The sequence below is a fragment of the Viridibacillus soli genome (assembly GCF_016612995.1).
Taxonomy (GTDB): domain Bacteria; phylum Bacillota; class Bacilli; order Bacillales_A; family Planococcaceae; genus Viridibacillus; species Viridibacillus soli.
This window is the reverse complement of the sequence record NZ_JAEOAH010000007.1, coordinates 208,867-226,306: the sequence shown is the minus strand read 5'-3', so window position 1 is coordinate 226,306 and position 17,440 is coordinate 208,867. Positions and strand designations below refer to the sequence as shown.

The window sequence follows — 17,440 nt, the reverse complement described above, 5'->3', positions numbered from 1 at the left end:
CGGCTCTGACGGGGTTACTGGGGCTACTGGACCTACCGGTTCTGATGGAATAACTGGGGCTACTGGGCCTACTGGCTCTGACGGGGTTACTGGCTCTACCGGATCTACTGGCTCTACTGGACCTATAGGTGCTACCGGACCTACTGGCTCTACTGGACCGACCGGGGCTACTGGCGTTACTGGCGCTACTGGACCTACCGGCTCTGACGGGCTTACGGGGGCTACTGGACCTACCGGACCTACTGGCTCTTCCGGCATGACTGGGCCTACCGGCTCTGATGGAAATACTGGGGCTACTGGACCTACCGGTTCTGATGGAATTACTGGGGCTACTGGACCTACCGGACCTACCGGAGCTACTGGACCTACTGGAGCCACTGGAGCTACTGGCTCTACTGGACCTATAGGAGCTACCGGACCGACTGGCTCTACTGGACCTACCGGGGCTACAGGCGTTACTGGCTCTACCGGACCTACTGGCTCTACCGGACCTACGGGCTCTACTGGACCTACCGGGGCTACTGGCGGTACTGGCGCTACTGGACCTACCGGGGCTACTGGAGGTACTGGCTCTACCGGACCTACTGGCTCTACCGGACCTACGGGCTCTACTGGACCTACCGGGGCTACTGGCGGTACTGGCGCTACTGGACCTACCGGGGCTACTGGCGTTACTGGCTCTACCGGACCTACTGGCTCTACCGGACCTACTGGCTCTACTGGACCTACCGGGGCTACTGGCGTTACTGGAGATACTGGCTATACTGGCGATACAGGCTCTACAGGCGCTACCGGACCTACCGGAGCTACTGGAGATACTGGCTATACTGGCGATACAGGCTCTACAGGCGCTACCGGACCTACCGGAGCTACTGGAGATACTGGCTATACTGGCGATACAGGCTCTACAGGCGCTACCGGACCTACCGGCTCTACTGGACCTACCGGGGCTACTGGCGTTACTGGCGTTACTGGCGTTACTGGCTCTACCGGACCTACCGGATCTACTGGCTCTACTGGACCTACCGGGGCTACTGGCGTTACCGGACCTACTGGCTCTACTGGACCTACCGGGGCTACTGGCGTTACCGGCTCTACTGGAGCTACCGGGGCTACTGGCGTTACTGGACCTACTGGCTCTACTGGAGCTACCGGGGCTACTGGCGTTACTGGCTCTACCGGAGCTACTGGCGTTACTGGCTCTACTGGACCTACCGGGGCTACTGGCGTTACCGGCTCTACTGGACCTACCGGAGCTACTGGCGTTACTGGACCTACTGGCTCTACCGGAGCTACTGGACCTACTGGAGCTACTGGCTCTACTGGCTCTACTGGACCTATAGGAGCTACCGGACCTACTGGACCTACCGGGGCTACTGGCGTTACTGGCTCGACTGGGCCTACCGGACCTACCGGCTCTACTGGCGTTACTCGCTCTACTGGACCTACCGGGGCTACTGGCGTTACTGGCTCGACTGGGCCTACCGGACCTACCGGCTCTACTGGCGTTACTCGCTCTACTGGACCTACCGGGGCTACTGGCGTTACTGGCTCTACTGGGCCTACCGGACCTACCGGATCTACTGGCGTTACTGGCTCTACTGGACCTACCGGGGCTACTGGCGTTACCGGCTCTACTGGACCTATAGGAGCTACCGGAGCTACTGGCGTTACTGGACCTACTGGCTCTACTGGACCTACCGGGGCTACTGGCGTTACCGGCTCTACTGGACCTACCGGGGCTACTGGCGTTACCGGCTCTACTGGACCTACCGGGGCTACTGGCGTTACCGGCTCTACTGGACCTACCGGGGCTACTGGCGTTACCGGCTCTACTGGACCTACCGGGGCTACTGGCGTTACCGGCTCTACTGGACCTACCGGGGCTACTGGCGTTACCGGCTCTACTGGACCTACCGGGGCTACTGGCGTTACCGGCTCTACCGGAGCTACCGGACCTACCGGATCTACTGGATCTACTGGATCTACTGGACCTACTGGAGCTACTGGACCTATAGGAGCTACCGGACCTACTGGCTCTACTGGACCTACCGGGGCTACTGGCGTTACTGGCTCTACCGGAGCTACCGGACCTACCGGATCTACTGGATCTACTGGACCTACTGGAGCTACTGGCTCTACTGGACCTATCGGAGCTACCGGAGCTACCGGCTCTACTGGACCTACCGGAGCTACCGGACCTACTGGCTCTACTGGAGCTACCGGTCCGACTGGCGTTACTGGCTCTACTCGACCTACCGGGGCTACTGGCTCTACTGGACCTACGGGGGCTACTGGCGGTACGGGCTCTACCGGAGCTACCGGACCTACTGGCTCTACTGGAGCTACCGGTCCGACTGGCGTTACTGGCTCTACTCGACCTACCGGGGCTACTGGCTCTACTGGACCTACCGGGGCTACTGGCTCTACTGGACCTACTGGCGTTACCGGCTCTACTGGACCTACCGGGGCTACTGGCGTTACCGGCTCTACTGGACCTACCGGAGCTACTGGCGTTACTGGACCTACTGGCTCTACTGGAGCTACCGGACCTACTGGCGTTACTGGCTCTACCGGAGCTACCGGACCTACCGGCTCTACCGGCATTACCGGACCTACTGGCGCTACCGGCATTACTGGACCTACTGGACCAAATATTCTTGCTGTTGGATTTTCGGCTTTCAATAATGCTTTAACTGTTTCTGCAAGCGGTCAAATTACCGGCTGGACTACAACAAGTCCTCATTATACAACCGCAAGCTTCAATCCAGCTACTGGAAACTTCACGGCACCTACAACAGGGCATTATACTTTCGAAGCGACTATCAACTACTCAACAACTGCAAGTTTAACAGTATCCTTAGGTGCAGGTGTAAATCCTTCATTTGTCATTCAAAGAACTTCTCCACCACCGACTAATCTAATAAGTGGATTAATACCAATATTAGATGTAAACGTTGCACTAGTATTGAATTTGAGAGCAATTCTTGGAGCAGGAACGGTAACATTAACAGGAGATGTTGCACTAAATGCAGGGGATGTAGTTGGATTATTCTATCAAGCAAATGGTTTATCAATTTCACTTATTTTAGGTGGATCCACTTCAGCTGGTATCGTTTGGTCATGTCACGAACTCACTTAATCTAATTAGTCCTCATTTAGAAATCACATTGAATTTATTTAATGTTGAAATTTAAATGAGGACTTATCTATTAATTACCTCAACTTTCATAAACAGAAATCAGCAAATAACCTTTGATATAAATTGATACCGTCAACTTATTGCAATAATTTTTTTGGTGCGAAAGTAGACTAATTGACTTCAAATATCTGTAGTAACAAAATTCTATGTGTAATGCTTAAATTCAATTTAATGGACAAAACCATTCTTTTCATATAACGCTTTTTCATTTTAATTTATTGGAGCTGTTTCTAATATTAAATAACTAGCATTTGTTCGTACCCAAATACATTGCTGACTCTAGTAATTGCTGACTACACCCTCTTTTCTATTGCTCTCCTTTACAAATAAATCATTTAATACCCATGCTTTCTTTGTCGAAATTGAAGAATAGGTTGAATAAATATGTGTGAAACCTATGTACTCTCTGCCTTTTTTAGCAACAAAGATAATTGAATCCTTATTAAAAAGGCTCTCCTCAATAAATTGACGATACAAATTGAACAACTTCGCTACGCCTTCCATATCAAATTGCTTTGCTTTGCTTGATAAACATTCATTTTATTGCTCTCTTTTTGCAATTACATAATTTTTACACAAGCAAAAACAACTTCCCGTATTATGCAGAAGTTGTTCTTGGTAACTAAAGTGTTTGTGTAACAGGTTCTTTAATTATTTTAGGTAATAAATTCTCCACAATAATGCTGTTCACTGCATTAATATAAGCTAATGCACTTGCCTTGATGACATCTGTATCCGTTGCTTTCGCAATGTATTTTTCACCTTTATATTCTACTTGTAATTTCACTTTTCCTAACGCTTCTTTCCCTCTTGATACGCTGCTAATTTTGTACTCTAACAATTTTATATCGATATCGATGACTTCTTTAATCGATGAGTAGAGTGCATCAATTGGGCCAGATGCTACTGTGCTGCTTTTAAATATCTGGTCACCCTTTTTAATTTTGACACTTGCTGAGGGGAAGATGGTATTACTAATTACTTGCAGATCCAACAGCTCATAGAAATTGTCACTATGATGTTGAATTTCTTCATTCATATCATGGCGTGCGAAATATTTCTCTACGATAATATATAGATCGTGATTATATACTTCTTTTTTCGCATCAGCTAATACTAAGAAATCAGCAAAAACTTCTTCGAATTGTTCTCCTGTTAATTGATTAAAGGCTAATTTTTCAAGCGCATTTTTCACTGCATGGCGACCAGAACGGGCTGTTAAGACAAGCTCCATATCATCTAAGCCGACCTCTGTAGGACTAATAATTTCATAGGCATCACGTGATTTTAGCAAGCCATCTTGATGAATGCCCGACGAATGTGCAAAAGCATTATCTCCTGTAATTGCTTTATTCACCTGTACATCAAGTCCCATTAAGCTACTAACTAGCTTTGATGTATTCATAATTTCTTTTGTATTGATATTCGTGTTTGCGTTATAAAACGGTGAGCGTGTATTTAAAGCCATAATCACTTCTTCTAATGCCGCATTTCCAGCGCGCTCGCCGATACCGTTTATCGTACACTCCACTTTATCTGCTCCATTTTTTATAGCAGCTAAAGTGTTTGCCGTAGCCATTCCTAAATCATTATGACAATGTACACTTAGAAGCACTTTGTCATTTAGATTTTTTAGACGGTCATTTAATTTAAATATTAATTCACCGAATTCCTCTGGCACTGCAAAACCTACTGTATCTGGGACATTTATCATCGTAGCACCCGCTTTTACGACAGCTTCAATTGTCGACCATAAGTATTCAAAATCAGAGCGAGATGCATCTTCGGTAGAATATTGTACTTCCGGTAATAACGTTTTTGCGTATTTAACCGCTTCTATTCCTATATCTAAAATTTGATTTTTAGATTTACCAAATTTCTTCTCAACATGAATATCTGAAGTGCCAAGAACCATATGGATTAACGGTTTTTCAGCATATTTGACACTATTATAAACGGCATCAATATCCGCTTTCACAGCACGTGCAAGAGCTGTAATCATAAGATGATCCGTATTGCCGACTTTCATCGCAATTTCTTTTACCGCATTAAAATCACCAGCTGAAGAGGCTGGGAAACCAGCTTCAATAATATCTACTTGTAATTTTTTTAATTGATGAGCTACTTCTAACTTTTCATATAAATTTAGTTTCGCCCCCGGTACTTGCTCCCCATCACGTAAAGTCGTATCAAACACCCATATTTTTCTCGACATCTCACATACACTCCTTTTCTTTTTTGAAATAATAAAAAGCCCCGCCTCTATAGAAACTATAGAGGCGAGGCTGTGCTCGCGGTACCACTCTAATTGATCCATGCATATAACATGAACCCACTCACTTCGGTGGCTATTACCACCTATTCTTTTAACGGCAGAATCCCGACATCCGTTACTATTCATTCACGGAGTAGCTCTTGGACGAGTTCAAAGGTAAATAACTACCGGTTCTCACCACCCACCGGTTCTCTGACAAGCTCATTTATCCTCTTACTATTTCCAATCATTGCTTACTAATTATTTGATTAAAACTGATTCTACACGCTGTTTTCTGTTCCGTCAACAATATTGTCAGAAAAATAAAATTATTTTTCAATCAAAATTGAGGGAGCTATTTTTATTTAACACGGATTTCGTTGTAGTATGTTTTGAAACCACTTGGCAGCGTATGTAGATTTTTTCTCAATTCGATATTATTTGGAGATTTTTCATCTAGAAACATTAATTCTTTATTTTCATATAATATTTGATACATACGCGTAGAATATTCTATGCGGTTAATAGAAAGTTCATGATATCTTCTTGCATATGGTTTAAATATCACGTAATGCATACGCTTTCTAATAATCTAGCATAAAGCATTGTGAATTTTCTAAATAAACTTTACAATTGGTAGTATATTTGTTGGTACTATACATATTTCTAGGGGGAACGACTTTGAGCAAAATTCGAATTGGTATTGTAGGTTATGGTAATTTAGGGCGTGGCGTGGAAGGAGCAATTGCACAAAATCATGATATGGAGCTAGTGGCGGTGTTTACTCGTCGTGATCCGTCTTCATTAAAAATTGCGAGTGCAAATGTTCCGGTATATGCTGTGGCCGATGCAGAACAATATAAAGATGCTATTGATGTCATGATTTTATGTGGTGGATCTGCAACTGATCTACCTGAACAAGTACCTCATTTCGCGCAATGGTTTAATACAATCGATAGCTATGATACACATGCGAAAATTCCAGCATTTTTTGATGCAGTAAATGCGGTGGCTGAACCTGCAAACAAAGTAAGTATCATTTCAGTTGGATGGGATCCAGGTTTATTTTCATTAAATCGTCTTTTAGGTGAAGCAGTTTTACCTATTGGAAATACTTATACTTTTTGGGGCGATGGCTTGAGCCAAGGTCACTCGGATGCAGTTCGTCGTATTGAAGGTGTTAAAAATGCGGTACAATACACTTTACCAATCGAAGAAGCTGTAAACCGCGTACGCAATGGTGAAAATCCCGAACTTACAACACGTGAAAAACATGCGCGTGAATGCTTCGTAGTTTTAGAAGAAGGCGTAGATGCAGAAAAAATTGAAGATCAAATTAAAACAATGCCAAACTACTTCGCAGATTATGATACAACAGTGAATTTCATCTCTGAAGAAGAGCTTGCTGCAAATCATAGTGGCATGCCTCATGGTGGATTTGTTATTCGCAGTGGTGAATCTCAAGCTGAGCACAAGCAAATTATGGAGTTCTCTTTAAACTTAGAAAGTAATCCATTTTTCACATCAAGTATTCTTGTTGCCTTTGCGCGTGCGGCTTACAAACTGAACAAAACAGGCGATCACGGTGCGAAAACTGTATTCGATATCCCATTTGGTTTGTTATCACCAAAATCTGCAGCAGAGCTTCGCAAAGAATTACTGTAAGAAAATAAAAAAGATGGTTGGGGTTGGCTTTGTCTTTATGACGAGTCGTCCTTCTTTACATTATTTAAACTATCACGTTTGTACTAAAAGTCTTCAGTCATATTGACTTTTATCCGTCCGACAACTATGATGAATAATGATTCTTACAAAAGACTCAATAATCTCAAACAAGAAACCTTACTCTGTTCCTCTATCTATGAGGTTGCTGTAAGGTTTTTTGTTATTTTATCATATATCAAATAACTGATGCTGTAAGGCAGCTATGGACCAGTATAAAATGGCCTTATGAAAAGTGATGCGATGAATAAAAACTTTAAAGAAATGATTGGAGTCGCCACACTGTTCCCCATTAGGAAAATGCCTTATATTAATTCCCTTTTAATACGTATGTGGACATTGGTTTAATACTTCCTTCAGTAGTTATAGTAGTTAATAAAGTAACTTCAGATTGAATTAAATTTACTAATTTCGAAGGGATTCCGTCTACAGCCGCAAGCTCCATGGCATAATCATGTAAAGTAAAACCCACTTCCCATTCCCCGTCCTGTAATTCAGGAGAATAAATTGAATCCTCTCGTTGTATTTGCCAACCCGTGTGCGAAACTATTTCCTTAATATCCTCTACTGTAAATAATGTACGGATATTAGAAATACTTGTTTCTTTAAACGCTTCATATTGAGCTTGAATTAAGACCGCTAGAAAATGAGGATATTGTTCAATACTTGTTACTCTTGCATCCCATTCTGCAAAGCACAATGTTCTACCCCATTTTCTTGCCTTCTTTAATACTGCAGCTAGCTGATCGGCTGATTGGAAATACCAGGAGCAATGAGACAGCACAACAACATCAAATGATTTTTCTGCAAACTCGATGTCATCTGATAACACATCTACTGCTAAATCCATTTGAATTTGCTGACCTAGCTTGGAAGCTTTCAAATGCGAAGCTGCTTGTCCCAATGTAATCGGACTGCCATAATCCGCGGTTGCAATATCCACACCATGTACGAAACCTGTTTCTCCTACTAAATGTGCTAATACAACTGTGGTATCCCCTTGTCCACATCCTATTTCAAGTATTCGCATACCCTTCTCTATTTCCCAAAACTTAGCTAACTTTAACCGATGGGCCGTTTGGATTTCTTGGATTGTACTATCATCTCCATAAATGGCCATACATTTTACAATTTCACCTATCATTGTTTCTCCCACTTAGTAATCCCCCTAGGAACAAATAAATATTGTAATGTATTCCGAGCTACATTAGACTATTTGTACAATCAACTCTCTTTACAAGATCGTTAAAAAGGAGTGAATCATATGTCTACTATTCAATTAACGGATGTACAAAAACATTTTCAAAGACGACCTATTATTCAAAATGTTAGCCTGTCGATTGATTCTGGTAAAATCTTTGGTCTTATCGGGCCATCTGGCTGTGGTAAAACGACATTAATCAAATTGATGGTAGGAATGTTAAAAGCTGATGCTGGCCACATAGAAGTTTTACAGCAAGCTGTACCCAACTACAATTTACTCCAAAAAATTGGCTATATGGCACAATCGGATGCGCTATACACTGATTTAACCGGGATAGAAAATATGCAATTTTTCGCGAAGCTTTATTCATTTAATAAAGTAGAAAGAGCCAAACGAATTACCTATGCAGCGGACATTGTCCAACTTACAAATGCTCTTTCCCAAAAGGTAGAAACATATTCTGGTGGTATGAAGCGCAGATTATCACTTGCCATTGCACTCATTCAAAACCCGGATATTCTTATTTTAGATGAGCCAACTGTTGGGATAGACCCCGCATTAAAACTCACAATTTGGCAAGAGCTTGAACGCTTGAAAAAAGTAGAAAAGAAAACCATTCTTATTACGACTCATGTGATGGATGAAGCAGAAAAATGCGATGAACTTGCCTTAATGCGGGAAGGGAAAATTATCACACATGGTACACCTACAGAATTAAAAACACTTTATAATGCAAAAACATTTGATGAAGTCTTTTTACAAGCTGGAGGTGCTAAGCTATGAGAATCACTGCTTTAGTGAAAAGAATTATTCAGCAAATGCTAAGAGACAGACGTACGCTTGCACTATTATTTCTTGCACCATTACTTATTTTGAGTTTAATGTACTTTATCTTTCATACAGATGACACCTCCCCGAAGCTTGGGGTAGTTGGAATGGATTTGAAAATTGTCGATGCTTTACAAAAAGCGAATATAGATGTGGAGAAGTATGACCATCTTTCAAAAAAACAGGCACTTACTGATGATCTAGATGGCTGGCTCGTAGTTGATGATGGGCAACTATTAGTTACATTACAAAATGATTCGCCGAGTAAAGCAAAGGCGCTTCAGCTGCAGGTTAAGCAAGCACTAACAACGATGCAAATGGATAATGCTCCAAGTAATGCACCTACTTTAGCAGTAACAACTGATTATGTATACGGTAATGAGGATACTCAGTTATTTGATGTCATTAGCCCGATTCTAGTCGGCTTTTTCGTATTCTTTTTTGTATTCTTAATTGCAGGAATTGCGTTATTAAAGGAACGCACAACAGGCACTATAGAGAGGCTATTAGCTACGCCTATTCGCCGTCATGAAGTTGTTCTTGGTTATTTAGTTGGCTACGGGTTATTTGCTATAATTCAAACATTAATCGTCGTATTATATGCCGTAAACGTGCTTGATATTGTTCTAGTTGGCTCCATTTGGTATGTTCTACTAATAAATTTATTGTTAGCATTAATCGCTTTATCACTAGGTATTTTATTATCAAGTTTTGCTTCTTCAGAATTCCAAATGGTACAGTTTATCCCGCTCGTCATCGTACCGCAAATTTTCTTTACAGGATTATTTCCACTGGAGGGCATGGCAGATTGGTTACTTTCAATCGGCAAAATTATGCCGCTTTACTACGCCGCAGATGCTTTAACCGGTGTTATGTATAAAGGTTTTACGTTTAGCGATATCGCGATCGACCTAGGTGTATTGCTGTTATTTTCTGTACTATTCATTTTATTAAATTTCATCGCTTTGAAAAAATACCGAGCTATTTAAAAAACAGCACGCCAATTGAAAAGGTTGGCGTGTTGTTTTTTTTGATTATTCTACAGAAACTTTCTTTAAATCAAAATACTAATAATGTCTCGAAAATATTACGCGCTACTTTAAATGATTCCCCGTCCGTTACCGTAATCGGGTCAAGTGACACCGAATCCGCTCCTCGACCATAAATAACGAAGTGCTCATCCGATTTATTTCCTTTTTCATCTGATGATTCCCCACTCTTTGAATCATTAGACGAGCATGCCGTGAGTACAAACATCAGACAAGCTACTAAAAAAATACATCCCAATCGCCTTTTCTTCTTAAAACATCCCCTTTTGTCATATTAAATTTTTACATTCTCTTCATTCTTTAAATTATATACCCATATACAGAACTTTCAAATAATTATATAAGAATAAAAAAACTGCCTGCAATCGATTTGAGATCGACTGTCAGGCAGTTTTTAGCTGTTATTAGAAAAATAAATCTAAGAAGAAATATAGTAATCCAGCCATTGTTGCTGCAATTGGCATTGTAATAATCCAAGTCAGAATAATTTTACGAGCTACTCCCCATTTTACACCTTTCACACGTTGTGCAGATCCAACCCCCATAATAGCGGAAGAAATAACATGTGTTGTACTAACTGGTAGATGAATTAGTGTTGCACCAAAGATAACTGAAGCAGAAGCTAAGTCAGCTGCTGCACCGTTAACAGGGCGTAATTTCATGATTTTACCACCAACTGTTTTGATGATTTTATAACCACCGATTGACGTACCAAGTCCCATTGCTAATGCTGCAGAAACACGTACCCAACCTTGAATATCGTCACCCGCTTGCCAACCAGCAGCGATTAAAGCCATTGTCATAATACCCATCGCTTTTTGCGCATCATTCGTACCATGTGTAAACGATTGAAGTGCCGCCGTACAAATTTGTAAATAGCGGATTCCTTTATTCGTACGATACAGATTTGCTTTTCTGAAAATGACTTTAAATAAAGACATCATCAAGAAACCAGCTGCCATGGCGATAAATGGTGATATTAATAATGCTTGTAATATTTTTATAAAACCTTGGTAGTTCAGAATACCAAAACCTGCTGCTGCAATAGCCGAACCTGCAATAGCACCGATAATTGCATGCGATGAACTTGACGGAATACCATAATACCAAGTAATTAAGTTCCAAATAATTGCCGCAAGTAACGCCGCTAAAATAACTAAAGAACCGTTTGATAATGCAAAAGGATCTACGATATCTTTCGTAATTGCTTTTGCAACACCTGTAAATGTAATTGCCCCGATAAAGTTCATCACTGCTGCCATCATAACAGCAACTTTTGGTGGCAAAGCTCGTGTTGAGACTGAAGTAGCAATGGCATTCGCCGTATCATGGAAACCATTGATAAAGTCAAATGTCAGGGCAAAGATAATAACTAGAACTGTTAATAAGAGTATTGTATCCATTCGTAACTCCTGCTCCTATGCATTACGCATAATAATAGTTTCCATAGTATTCGCTACATTTTGGCAATCATCCGCAATATCCTCTAGTTTTTCATAAATATCTTTAAACTTGATGATACGGATTGAATCTTTTTCATGCAAAAATAGTTGCTTAATGGATGTACGAAGAACTTCATCACATTTACTTTCATAATCTTTTATAAGAATGGCATGATCACGCATACCTATTAAGTTTTTCTTTTTCAATAATTCCATTGCTTTTACAATTTCATCAGCGCTTTTCACAATATAGCTGATAAATGTATTCATTGATTCATCGATATCAATTAGCGTGAACATATCGAAATGTGCGATACATTCTTCCATACCATCAAGAACGTCATCCATACTGTTGGCAAGTGCTAGAATATCCTCTCTTTCAATTGGGGTCATAAATGATTTATTCAGCATGACGATCAATTCATGAATGAGTGAATCCCCATCCGTTTCATATTTTTTCATTCGTATGCTGATTTCTTCTAAGTCTTCCAAGCTCTGAATGCGGAAATCATTGGCATAATGCATGGCCTCCTGCACATTTTCGGCAATTTTTGCTAAAGTTTCAAAGAATGGATCTGGCTTTTTTCGATTAAACATAAATTCCTCCTGAAAAAGTTAGTGTCAAAACATAGATTGTTCTGAGCGCTAGAATAGCTTAACAATAATTTAATAGAATTTCTGCTATTTTTACATAATCTAAATCAATTTTTACAATGCTGTAATATTAGCGTTCACAATTTCGTTAAAACTTTGTCCGAATGTGAAAAATCTACCGTTGTTTTTTGTCGTATTTTGTCGATAAATCGTTTTTTTTTACGTAATAAAGCTTGTAGATAGTACGTTAAATATCTTACAAATCTTACGTATCCGTGTCAACACCAACTTTTTTAGTAAGTAATTTATTTTTCGACAAAAATACCTACCATTTTAATTTAATTGGTAGGTATTTTTTACAATTCACAAAAACTAGCGGTATTTTCGGGAGTAAATAAACTCGGTCATTGGTAAAACGACAAATGTAAGCCCAACAACAATCATCAATGGGTAATTTGTAATTTGGTTAAAGGATTGAGTACCTTCCGAAATAAATAGTACAGCGCCAGTTGCAAACATTAGTACATAATAGGCAATTTTCGAACTTTGCGCTTTAATATGTTTACCAAGTTCATCTGAACCTTTTTTACTTGTATGGTTTCCCCATGTTAACGCAGTTAAAAAATATGAGACTGTAATAAAGCTAAAGAAAATGGCGCTAATTGAAATTGAATCGAAACGAATCCATTTCACAATAGTATAACCAACAACTAAAATTGCAATCATGAATGTCACGACTACTAACTTTTTCTGTGCACTCTCCATCTTCATTCCCCCTGTTTTTTTGGTATAAACAATTGCTCCATCATGACATCTAAATGCTTTGCCATATCAAAAGCAAGCTGCAAACTTGGATCATACTTATTATTTTCAATTGCATTAATCGTTTGTCTGCTCACTTCACATAATTCCGCAAGCTTTCCTTGTGACAATGATTTCTCTTCACGGAGCCTTTTAATATGATTTTCCATTTATTACACCACCGTTTTCCTCATAAGGTGTCAAATATCTTTTACATGTAAATTATAATGTGGTTTCACGGGTTATGTCAAACATATTTTACACATAAAAAAACTCCCCAGTTACGAGGAGTTTCCTTTACGGCAATAAAAATAATAGGACAAACAATATTAACGCTGTCCAAATATAAGCCGAAAAATTTTACTGACTGCGGAGATACTGATTCCTTTTATTTTATGAATAACTGACACAACAAATAAGTTCATTAATAAGATACAACTCGCAATAAAAACATCCATCGTCCAATGATTTTCGCTAAAGAAATTTTGTACATTATTACTCATCAAAACCGTTGTTATAAAAACAATCGTGAATAGCAATAGCACACCTGGAATAATTATGTACATCTTCATCCAAATCGGATGCTTCAAAAACGTCTCACTTTTATACGATTGAAAAACGAGTATATAGCTAAAACATCCAACGAGAACCATTATAAAGACAAATTGCAAAAGCATAGGTACAAACGACATGAAACCAGCACTTGCTGACATATCGACAACAAATAATTCTCGATATTGAATTACAACTGCCATGAAAATGCTCAATATCACAAGCACGACTACTTGATACAGCGTCCACTTATTCATCACCTATCATTCAACTCCTCTTCCTTCCATATACGTTTGAGTAACTATTTTGTTTCGCTTGTTATCGGATAAATGCCTTCTCTTCATTTGCTAGCGCATCTTTTAGCCAATTTGGATCCATATTCAATAAATTCTCTGGCAATTCATGCGGCGCAAAAAACTTCATCCCATCAGATTCCTGCTCATCACAATACAACTCCCCAGCAATAGCTTCTACTAAAAAACAAGTCGTAATAAAATGAACCCTTTTACCATTTGGATAGGCAAATACTTGAGACGCTGGGTCTGAGTAGACACCAATAAGCTTTTTCACTTTCACATGTAAGGTAGTTTCTTCAAGCATTTCGCGAATGGCTGCCTTCTCAACCGTTTCTCCCATCTCTACATGGCCCGATGGAATGCCCCATAGTCCAACATCTGCACGTTTTTGCAACAGCACTCTTCCTACTTGATCGAATAAAAGCATCGCTACGCCCGGATAAATGTTATCAATTTCCATCCTTTTCTCCTCCTTAAAATACAAAAAAGCCCGAGCAGGAAAAAATCAGTGCATACGAAATACACTGAACCTTTCCCCTCGGACCTTTTATGTCAATAGGTGCCTTCTGCATATGGCAGAAGATGTAGCCCTCGGTCACAGTCCTTGTAAAAGCGGAACCCTAGCTACAGTTTTCTAGTTCAATTTTATTATATCAAATATAATTACTTAAGCGGGACTTTTACTTGTGCTTCTTTTTTCAATTCCATAAATGGCATTTGCACAGCCTTTACTGTCAAGTTTCCGTCTTCATCTGGCAAATCAAATGTTTTGACGTATCGATTGCCTGAAATTCGTTCAGTAATATCACTTGTTAAATCATTTCCTTTAGCATCTTCAACCCAAATACGATTGTAGTCAAAATGGGCTCCATAAGGAAAATCACTTTGTGCTTCAAAATAAAGATGCATTTTACTGTTCTCTTTTTTCAAATCGGTCACAACTATATTACCCATTTTCCCTTGATTTAATGTAATTGGTAACTGCTTTTCATTTAATGGCTTTTCACTTGGTTCCCCATCAACCGGCATTTTTATATAAAACGGGCTAAAGGTCAAAGTCGATACTTCTTTTTCTAGTGGTGCAAATAGATATTCCATATGCATCACATTATTATCTCCAGACCCTGAGTCTTGAATTGTTTCGAGGGGTATTCCATGATCGTCTAATAAATAAAATTCAAATTCTAAAACTTTCTCCTCAATTTTTTCTGTAAATATATCAATTTTGGCCTTAACTCCTGCGGGCCCTATTTGAATCGATTTTACTTTGTATTTTGTATCATTAATAATACCTGTCTTATTAACAACAATCTCTTTAACTTTTGCTTTAGATTTCGTAACCGGCACATCAAAATGCCAATTGCCGGTTGTTTCTCCTATCATCTTTAAGTCCATACTTAAATCAAATGACTTCGGTAAAGCTTCTAATGTTTTAATATTCAGAATGCCTGCATATTGACCATTAGTGAGTTTTTCACCCTGACGACCATCCCCAAAGTTAATACGTTTCCCATTTACTTTTAAATCAAGCTCACCCAATGTTTGTTGATCACTTTGTAAATAACTAATAGAAAACCTAGTGCCATCATAGAAAACATCTTGAATAGTGAGGGTAATATCCTGATCCGTACTCGTTATGTTCACTGTATTTGATAAACCTTGATCAGTTGCTTTTTTTAAACCCTTATCTCCTGTGGATTCGAAAATAGAGCCAATTAAAGGGATGGAAGATAGAACTTTAGCCATCGCTGGAGAAACAAATGCTGAACCGACAAAAAGACATCCTGCTGTTACAGCTGCACCAACGATTGGTTTCCATTTGCTTTTGCGAATTTTCCGACTTGCTTCCCCACGCTTCATCGCCATTTCAATGGTTCGATTTAGTTTTTCAGTAGGCACTTTCATATCATCAATCACTTTTTTTATGTCTGGTGATTGTTTATTCATTAACACACGCCTCCTTGAATTCCAGTTTTAGTTTCTTCAAAGCACGATGTAAATTTGTTTTGACTGTTCCTTCTGGATAGCCGAGTAGTTCTGCTATTTGTTTGACAGAGAAGTCTTCGTAATACCTAAGGATAATGACTGTTTTATATTTTTCTTCTAACTGTTCAATCACTTGTAGTAAATCCATCTTATCTTCTAACGGAAATTTAGCATGCGACTCAATTCGCTCAACAACCTCTTGATCCATGGAAATGACCTTCGTTGATTTTTCAATGAAATCCAGTGCAACATTAATCAAAATCCGTGTAATCCAAGTAGAAAAATACTTCAGTTCTTTCAGCTGTTCGATTGATATATACGCTTTATAAACTGCTTCTTGCACAACATCTAAAGCATCATTTTCATTTTTGACATACAAGAAAGCCATTTTATATAGCTTATCTTTTTCATCATGTATTAGTTTTAAAATGCTTGATCATTACCATGCTATGCTTTTTTTACTAATGTATTTCGAAACATTTTCCTCCCCCTCTCATAGGCAAACGTTAGACAACCGAACGTACCATTTCGTTTCAATTAATTTCAAAAAAAAAGATGTGTATAAAATCATACACATCTCACACCTTCCCTATTTCACTTACCTGCGATAAATGTGATGATTGGTTAAAATCACCGAGTAGCCATCTATCTTCTTGAATCGTAATATAACTGACACCAGCATTTGCTAATCGAACTTGCTGCGGGAAAATATCGCCGTTCTCAAGTAATGTGAAAAGCGAATGAATGACAGCTCCGTGGGCGACAAGAATAACTCGATCATTTGGATACTGCTCGTGAATTTCAGCAAGACCATCTCGTAATCTAGCGAGTACCGTGTCAAAATGTTCTTGATTTGTATATTGTTTATTTGGAAAAGCTTTCAGACGTTCTTCCGGATCCATACCTTCCGCGTCACCGAAAGCACGTTCTTTAAATTGATCGATTTCAATTAGTGGAATTTGTAATTGTTCATTAATAATCTCTGCTGTTCGTTTTGCTCTTGTTAGCGGACTTGTGAAAATTGCAGCCCACTCACTTTCTTTTAAAAACTGGCCACATTCCTTTGCTTGTTGGATGCCTCTGTCATTGAGTGGCACATCCGTTACGCCTTGCAATTTACCAAGTGCATTCCAATCTGTCTCCCCGTGCCTCACCACACAAATTTCTGTCATGTGAGCACCCCCTAAATCGTTGTTCATTTTATCGTATCATATTAGATTCCTGATGTGTTCATTAACACATCTCTCCAGCCATCAGAATCTTCAATTGTAAAGAAGCCTTCTGCCCAATAAGGATTTTCTGACTCAACTACACCAAACCCTAATACTTTTAAACTCCCATATATACACCCACTCTGCTGATGATTGAGTATATAAGCACAAGCAAATAATCTTCTGTTGGTGCGGGATATAGACTACCTGCTGGAATTTGATTTACTCAAGAGACTATTTAACCTACTCGGGGATTGATTTAACCTACTCAAGATGGGATTTTTTCTACTCACGAGATG

At 39.8% G+C, this 17,440-nt stretch carries 17 protein-coding genes and 1 other annotated feature; of the genes, 4 read left to right on the top strand and 13 right to left on the bottom strand.

Annotated features, from left to right (window positions below; all coding sequences use genetic code 11):
* The coding region (locus JFL43_RS23450; protein ID WP_200748718.1) for a beta strand repeat-containing protein at nucleotides 1-3,142 on the top strand (3,142 nt) is incomplete at its 5' end.
* A gap of 682 nt (nucleotides 3,143-3,824) precedes the next feature.
* Here JFL43_RS23450 and JFL43_RS08700 read toward each other — a convergent pair.
* Nucleotides 3,825-5,417 carry a 2-isopropylmalate synthase gene (locus JFL43_RS08700; RefSeq protein ID WP_200748717.1) on the bottom strand — a complete coding sequence of 531 codons (1,593 nt, stop codon included), beginning with the start codon at nucleotides 5,415-5,417 and terminating at the stop codon, nucleotides 3,825-3,827.
* 57 nt (nucleotides 5,418-5,474) lie between these two features.
* Nucleotides 5,475-5,716: a binding site (T-box leader), on the bottom strand.
* A 421-nt stretch (nucleotides 5,717-6,137) separates the two neighbouring features.
* Here JFL43_RS08700 and JFL43_RS08695 point away from each other — a divergent pair.
* The gene (locus tag JFL43_RS08695; RefSeq protein WP_200748716.1) at nucleotides 6,138-7,121 is read left to right on the top strand and encodes a diaminopimelate dehydrogenase; all 984 of its coding nucleotides are present in this window, start codon (nucleotides 6,138-6,140) and stop codon (nucleotides 7,119-7,121) included.
* A 367-nt stretch (nucleotides 7,122-7,488) separates the two neighbouring features.
* On the opposite strand, the gene JFL43_RS08690 is transcribed toward JFL43_RS08695, so the two are convergent.
* Nucleotides 7,489-8,334, bottom strand: a complete 846-nt coding sequence (locus JFL43_RS08690) for a class I SAM-dependent methyltransferase (RefSeq protein WP_325166653.1) — start codon at nucleotides 8,332-8,334, stop codon at nucleotides 7,489-7,491.
* A gap of 108 nt (nucleotides 8,335-8,442) precedes the next feature.
* Here JFL43_RS08690 and JFL43_RS08685 point away from each other — a divergent pair, with 108 nt between their 5' ends.
* Both JFL43_RS08685 and JFL43_RS08680 read left to right on the top strand, forming a co-directional pair.
* Nucleotides 8,443-9,165: an ABC transporter ATP-binding protein gene (locus JFL43_RS08685; protein ID WP_200748715.1), complete on the top strand. Its 723-nt coding sequence runs from the start codon at nucleotides 8,443-8,445 to the stop codon at nucleotides 9,163-9,165.
* Nucleotides 9,162-10,199: an ABC transporter permease gene (locus JFL43_RS08680; protein ID WP_200748714.1), complete on the top strand. Its 1,038-nt coding sequence runs from the start codon at nucleotides 9,162-9,164 to the stop codon at nucleotides 10,197-10,199. The genes JFL43_RS08685 and JFL43_RS08680 overlap by 4 nt, the downstream gene beginning before the upstream one ends.
* 70 nt (nucleotides 10,200-10,269) lie before the next feature.
* Here the strand turns inward: JFL43_RS08680 and JFL43_RS08675 are convergent, their stop codons facing one another.
* The 11 genes from JFL43_RS08675 to JFL43_RS22445 form a co-directional block, all read right to left on the bottom strand.
* The gene (locus JFL43_RS08675; protein WP_200748713.1) at nucleotides 10,270-10,467 is read right to left on the bottom strand and encodes a hypothetical protein; all 198 of its coding nucleotides are present in this window, start codon (nucleotides 10,465-10,467) and stop codon (nucleotides 10,270-10,272) included.
* A gap of 196 nt (nucleotides 10,468-10,663) precedes the next feature.
* Nucleotides 10,664-11,662 carry an inorganic phosphate transporter gene (locus JFL43_RS08670; RefSeq protein ID WP_200748712.1) on the bottom strand — a complete coding sequence of 333 codons (999 nt, stop codon included), beginning with the start codon at nucleotides 11,660-11,662 and terminating at the stop codon, nucleotides 10,664-10,666.
* Between the two features lie 15 nt (nucleotides 11,663-11,677).
* Nucleotides 11,678-12,298 (bottom strand): DUF47 domain-containing protein, encoded by a 621-nt coding sequence (locus JFL43_RS08665; protein ID WP_200748711.1) that lies wholly within the window; start codon nucleotides 12,296-12,298, stop codon nucleotides 11,678-11,680.
* A 369-nt stretch (nucleotides 12,299-12,667) separates the two neighbouring features.
* Nucleotides 12,668-13,060 (bottom strand): hypothetical protein, encoded by a 393-nt coding sequence (locus JFL43_RS08660; RefSeq protein WP_200748710.1) that lies wholly within the window; start codon nucleotides 13,058-13,060, stop codon nucleotides 12,668-12,670.
* Between the two features lie 2 nt (nucleotides 13,061-13,062).
* Nucleotides 13,063-13,266 (bottom strand): helix-turn-helix transcriptional regulator, encoded by a 204-nt coding sequence (locus tag JFL43_RS08655; RefSeq protein ID WP_100794618.1) that lies wholly within the window; start codon nucleotides 13,264-13,266, stop codon nucleotides 13,063-13,065.
* Between the two features lie 159 nt (nucleotides 13,267-13,425).
* Entirely contained in the window at nucleotides 13,426-13,908 is a 483-nt protein-coding gene (locus JFL43_RS08650; protein WP_200748709.1) for a hypothetical protein, read from the bottom strand.
* Nucleotides 13,909-13,966: 58 nt separating this feature from the next.
* Nucleotides 13,967-14,404, bottom strand: a complete 438-nt coding sequence (locus JFL43_RS08645; protein ID WP_200748708.1) for an NUDIX domain-containing protein — start codon at nucleotides 14,402-14,404, stop codon at nucleotides 13,967-13,969.
* A gap of 203 nt (nucleotides 14,405-14,607) precedes the next feature.
* On the bottom strand, nucleotides 14,608-15,891 hold the full coding sequence (locus tag JFL43_RS08640; RefSeq protein WP_200748707.1) for a DUF4179 domain-containing protein: 1,284 nt from the start codon (nucleotides 15,889-15,891) through the stop codon (nucleotides 14,608-14,610).
* Nucleotides 15,884-16,318 carry a sigma-70 family RNA polymerase sigma factor gene (locus tag JFL43_RS08635; protein WP_234447669.1) on the bottom strand — a complete coding sequence of 145 codons (435 nt, stop codon included), beginning with the start codon at nucleotides 16,316-16,318 and terminating at the stop codon, nucleotides 15,884-15,886. The genes JFL43_RS08640 and JFL43_RS08635 overlap by 8 nt, the downstream gene beginning before the upstream one ends.
* Nucleotides 16,319-16,508: 190 nt before the next feature.
* Nucleotides 16,509-17,102, bottom strand: a complete 594-nt coding sequence (locus tag JFL43_RS08630; RefSeq protein ID WP_200748706.1) for a histidine phosphatase family protein — start codon at nucleotides 17,100-17,102, stop codon at nucleotides 16,509-16,511.
* Between the two features lie 41 nt (nucleotides 17,103-17,143).
* Complete coding sequence (locus JFL43_RS22445) at nucleotides 17,144-17,302, bottom strand: hypothetical protein (protein ID WP_407701968.1); 159 nt, start codon at nucleotides 17,300-17,302, stop codon at nucleotides 17,144-17,146.
* Nucleotides 17,303-17,440 lie beyond the last annotated feature (138 nt).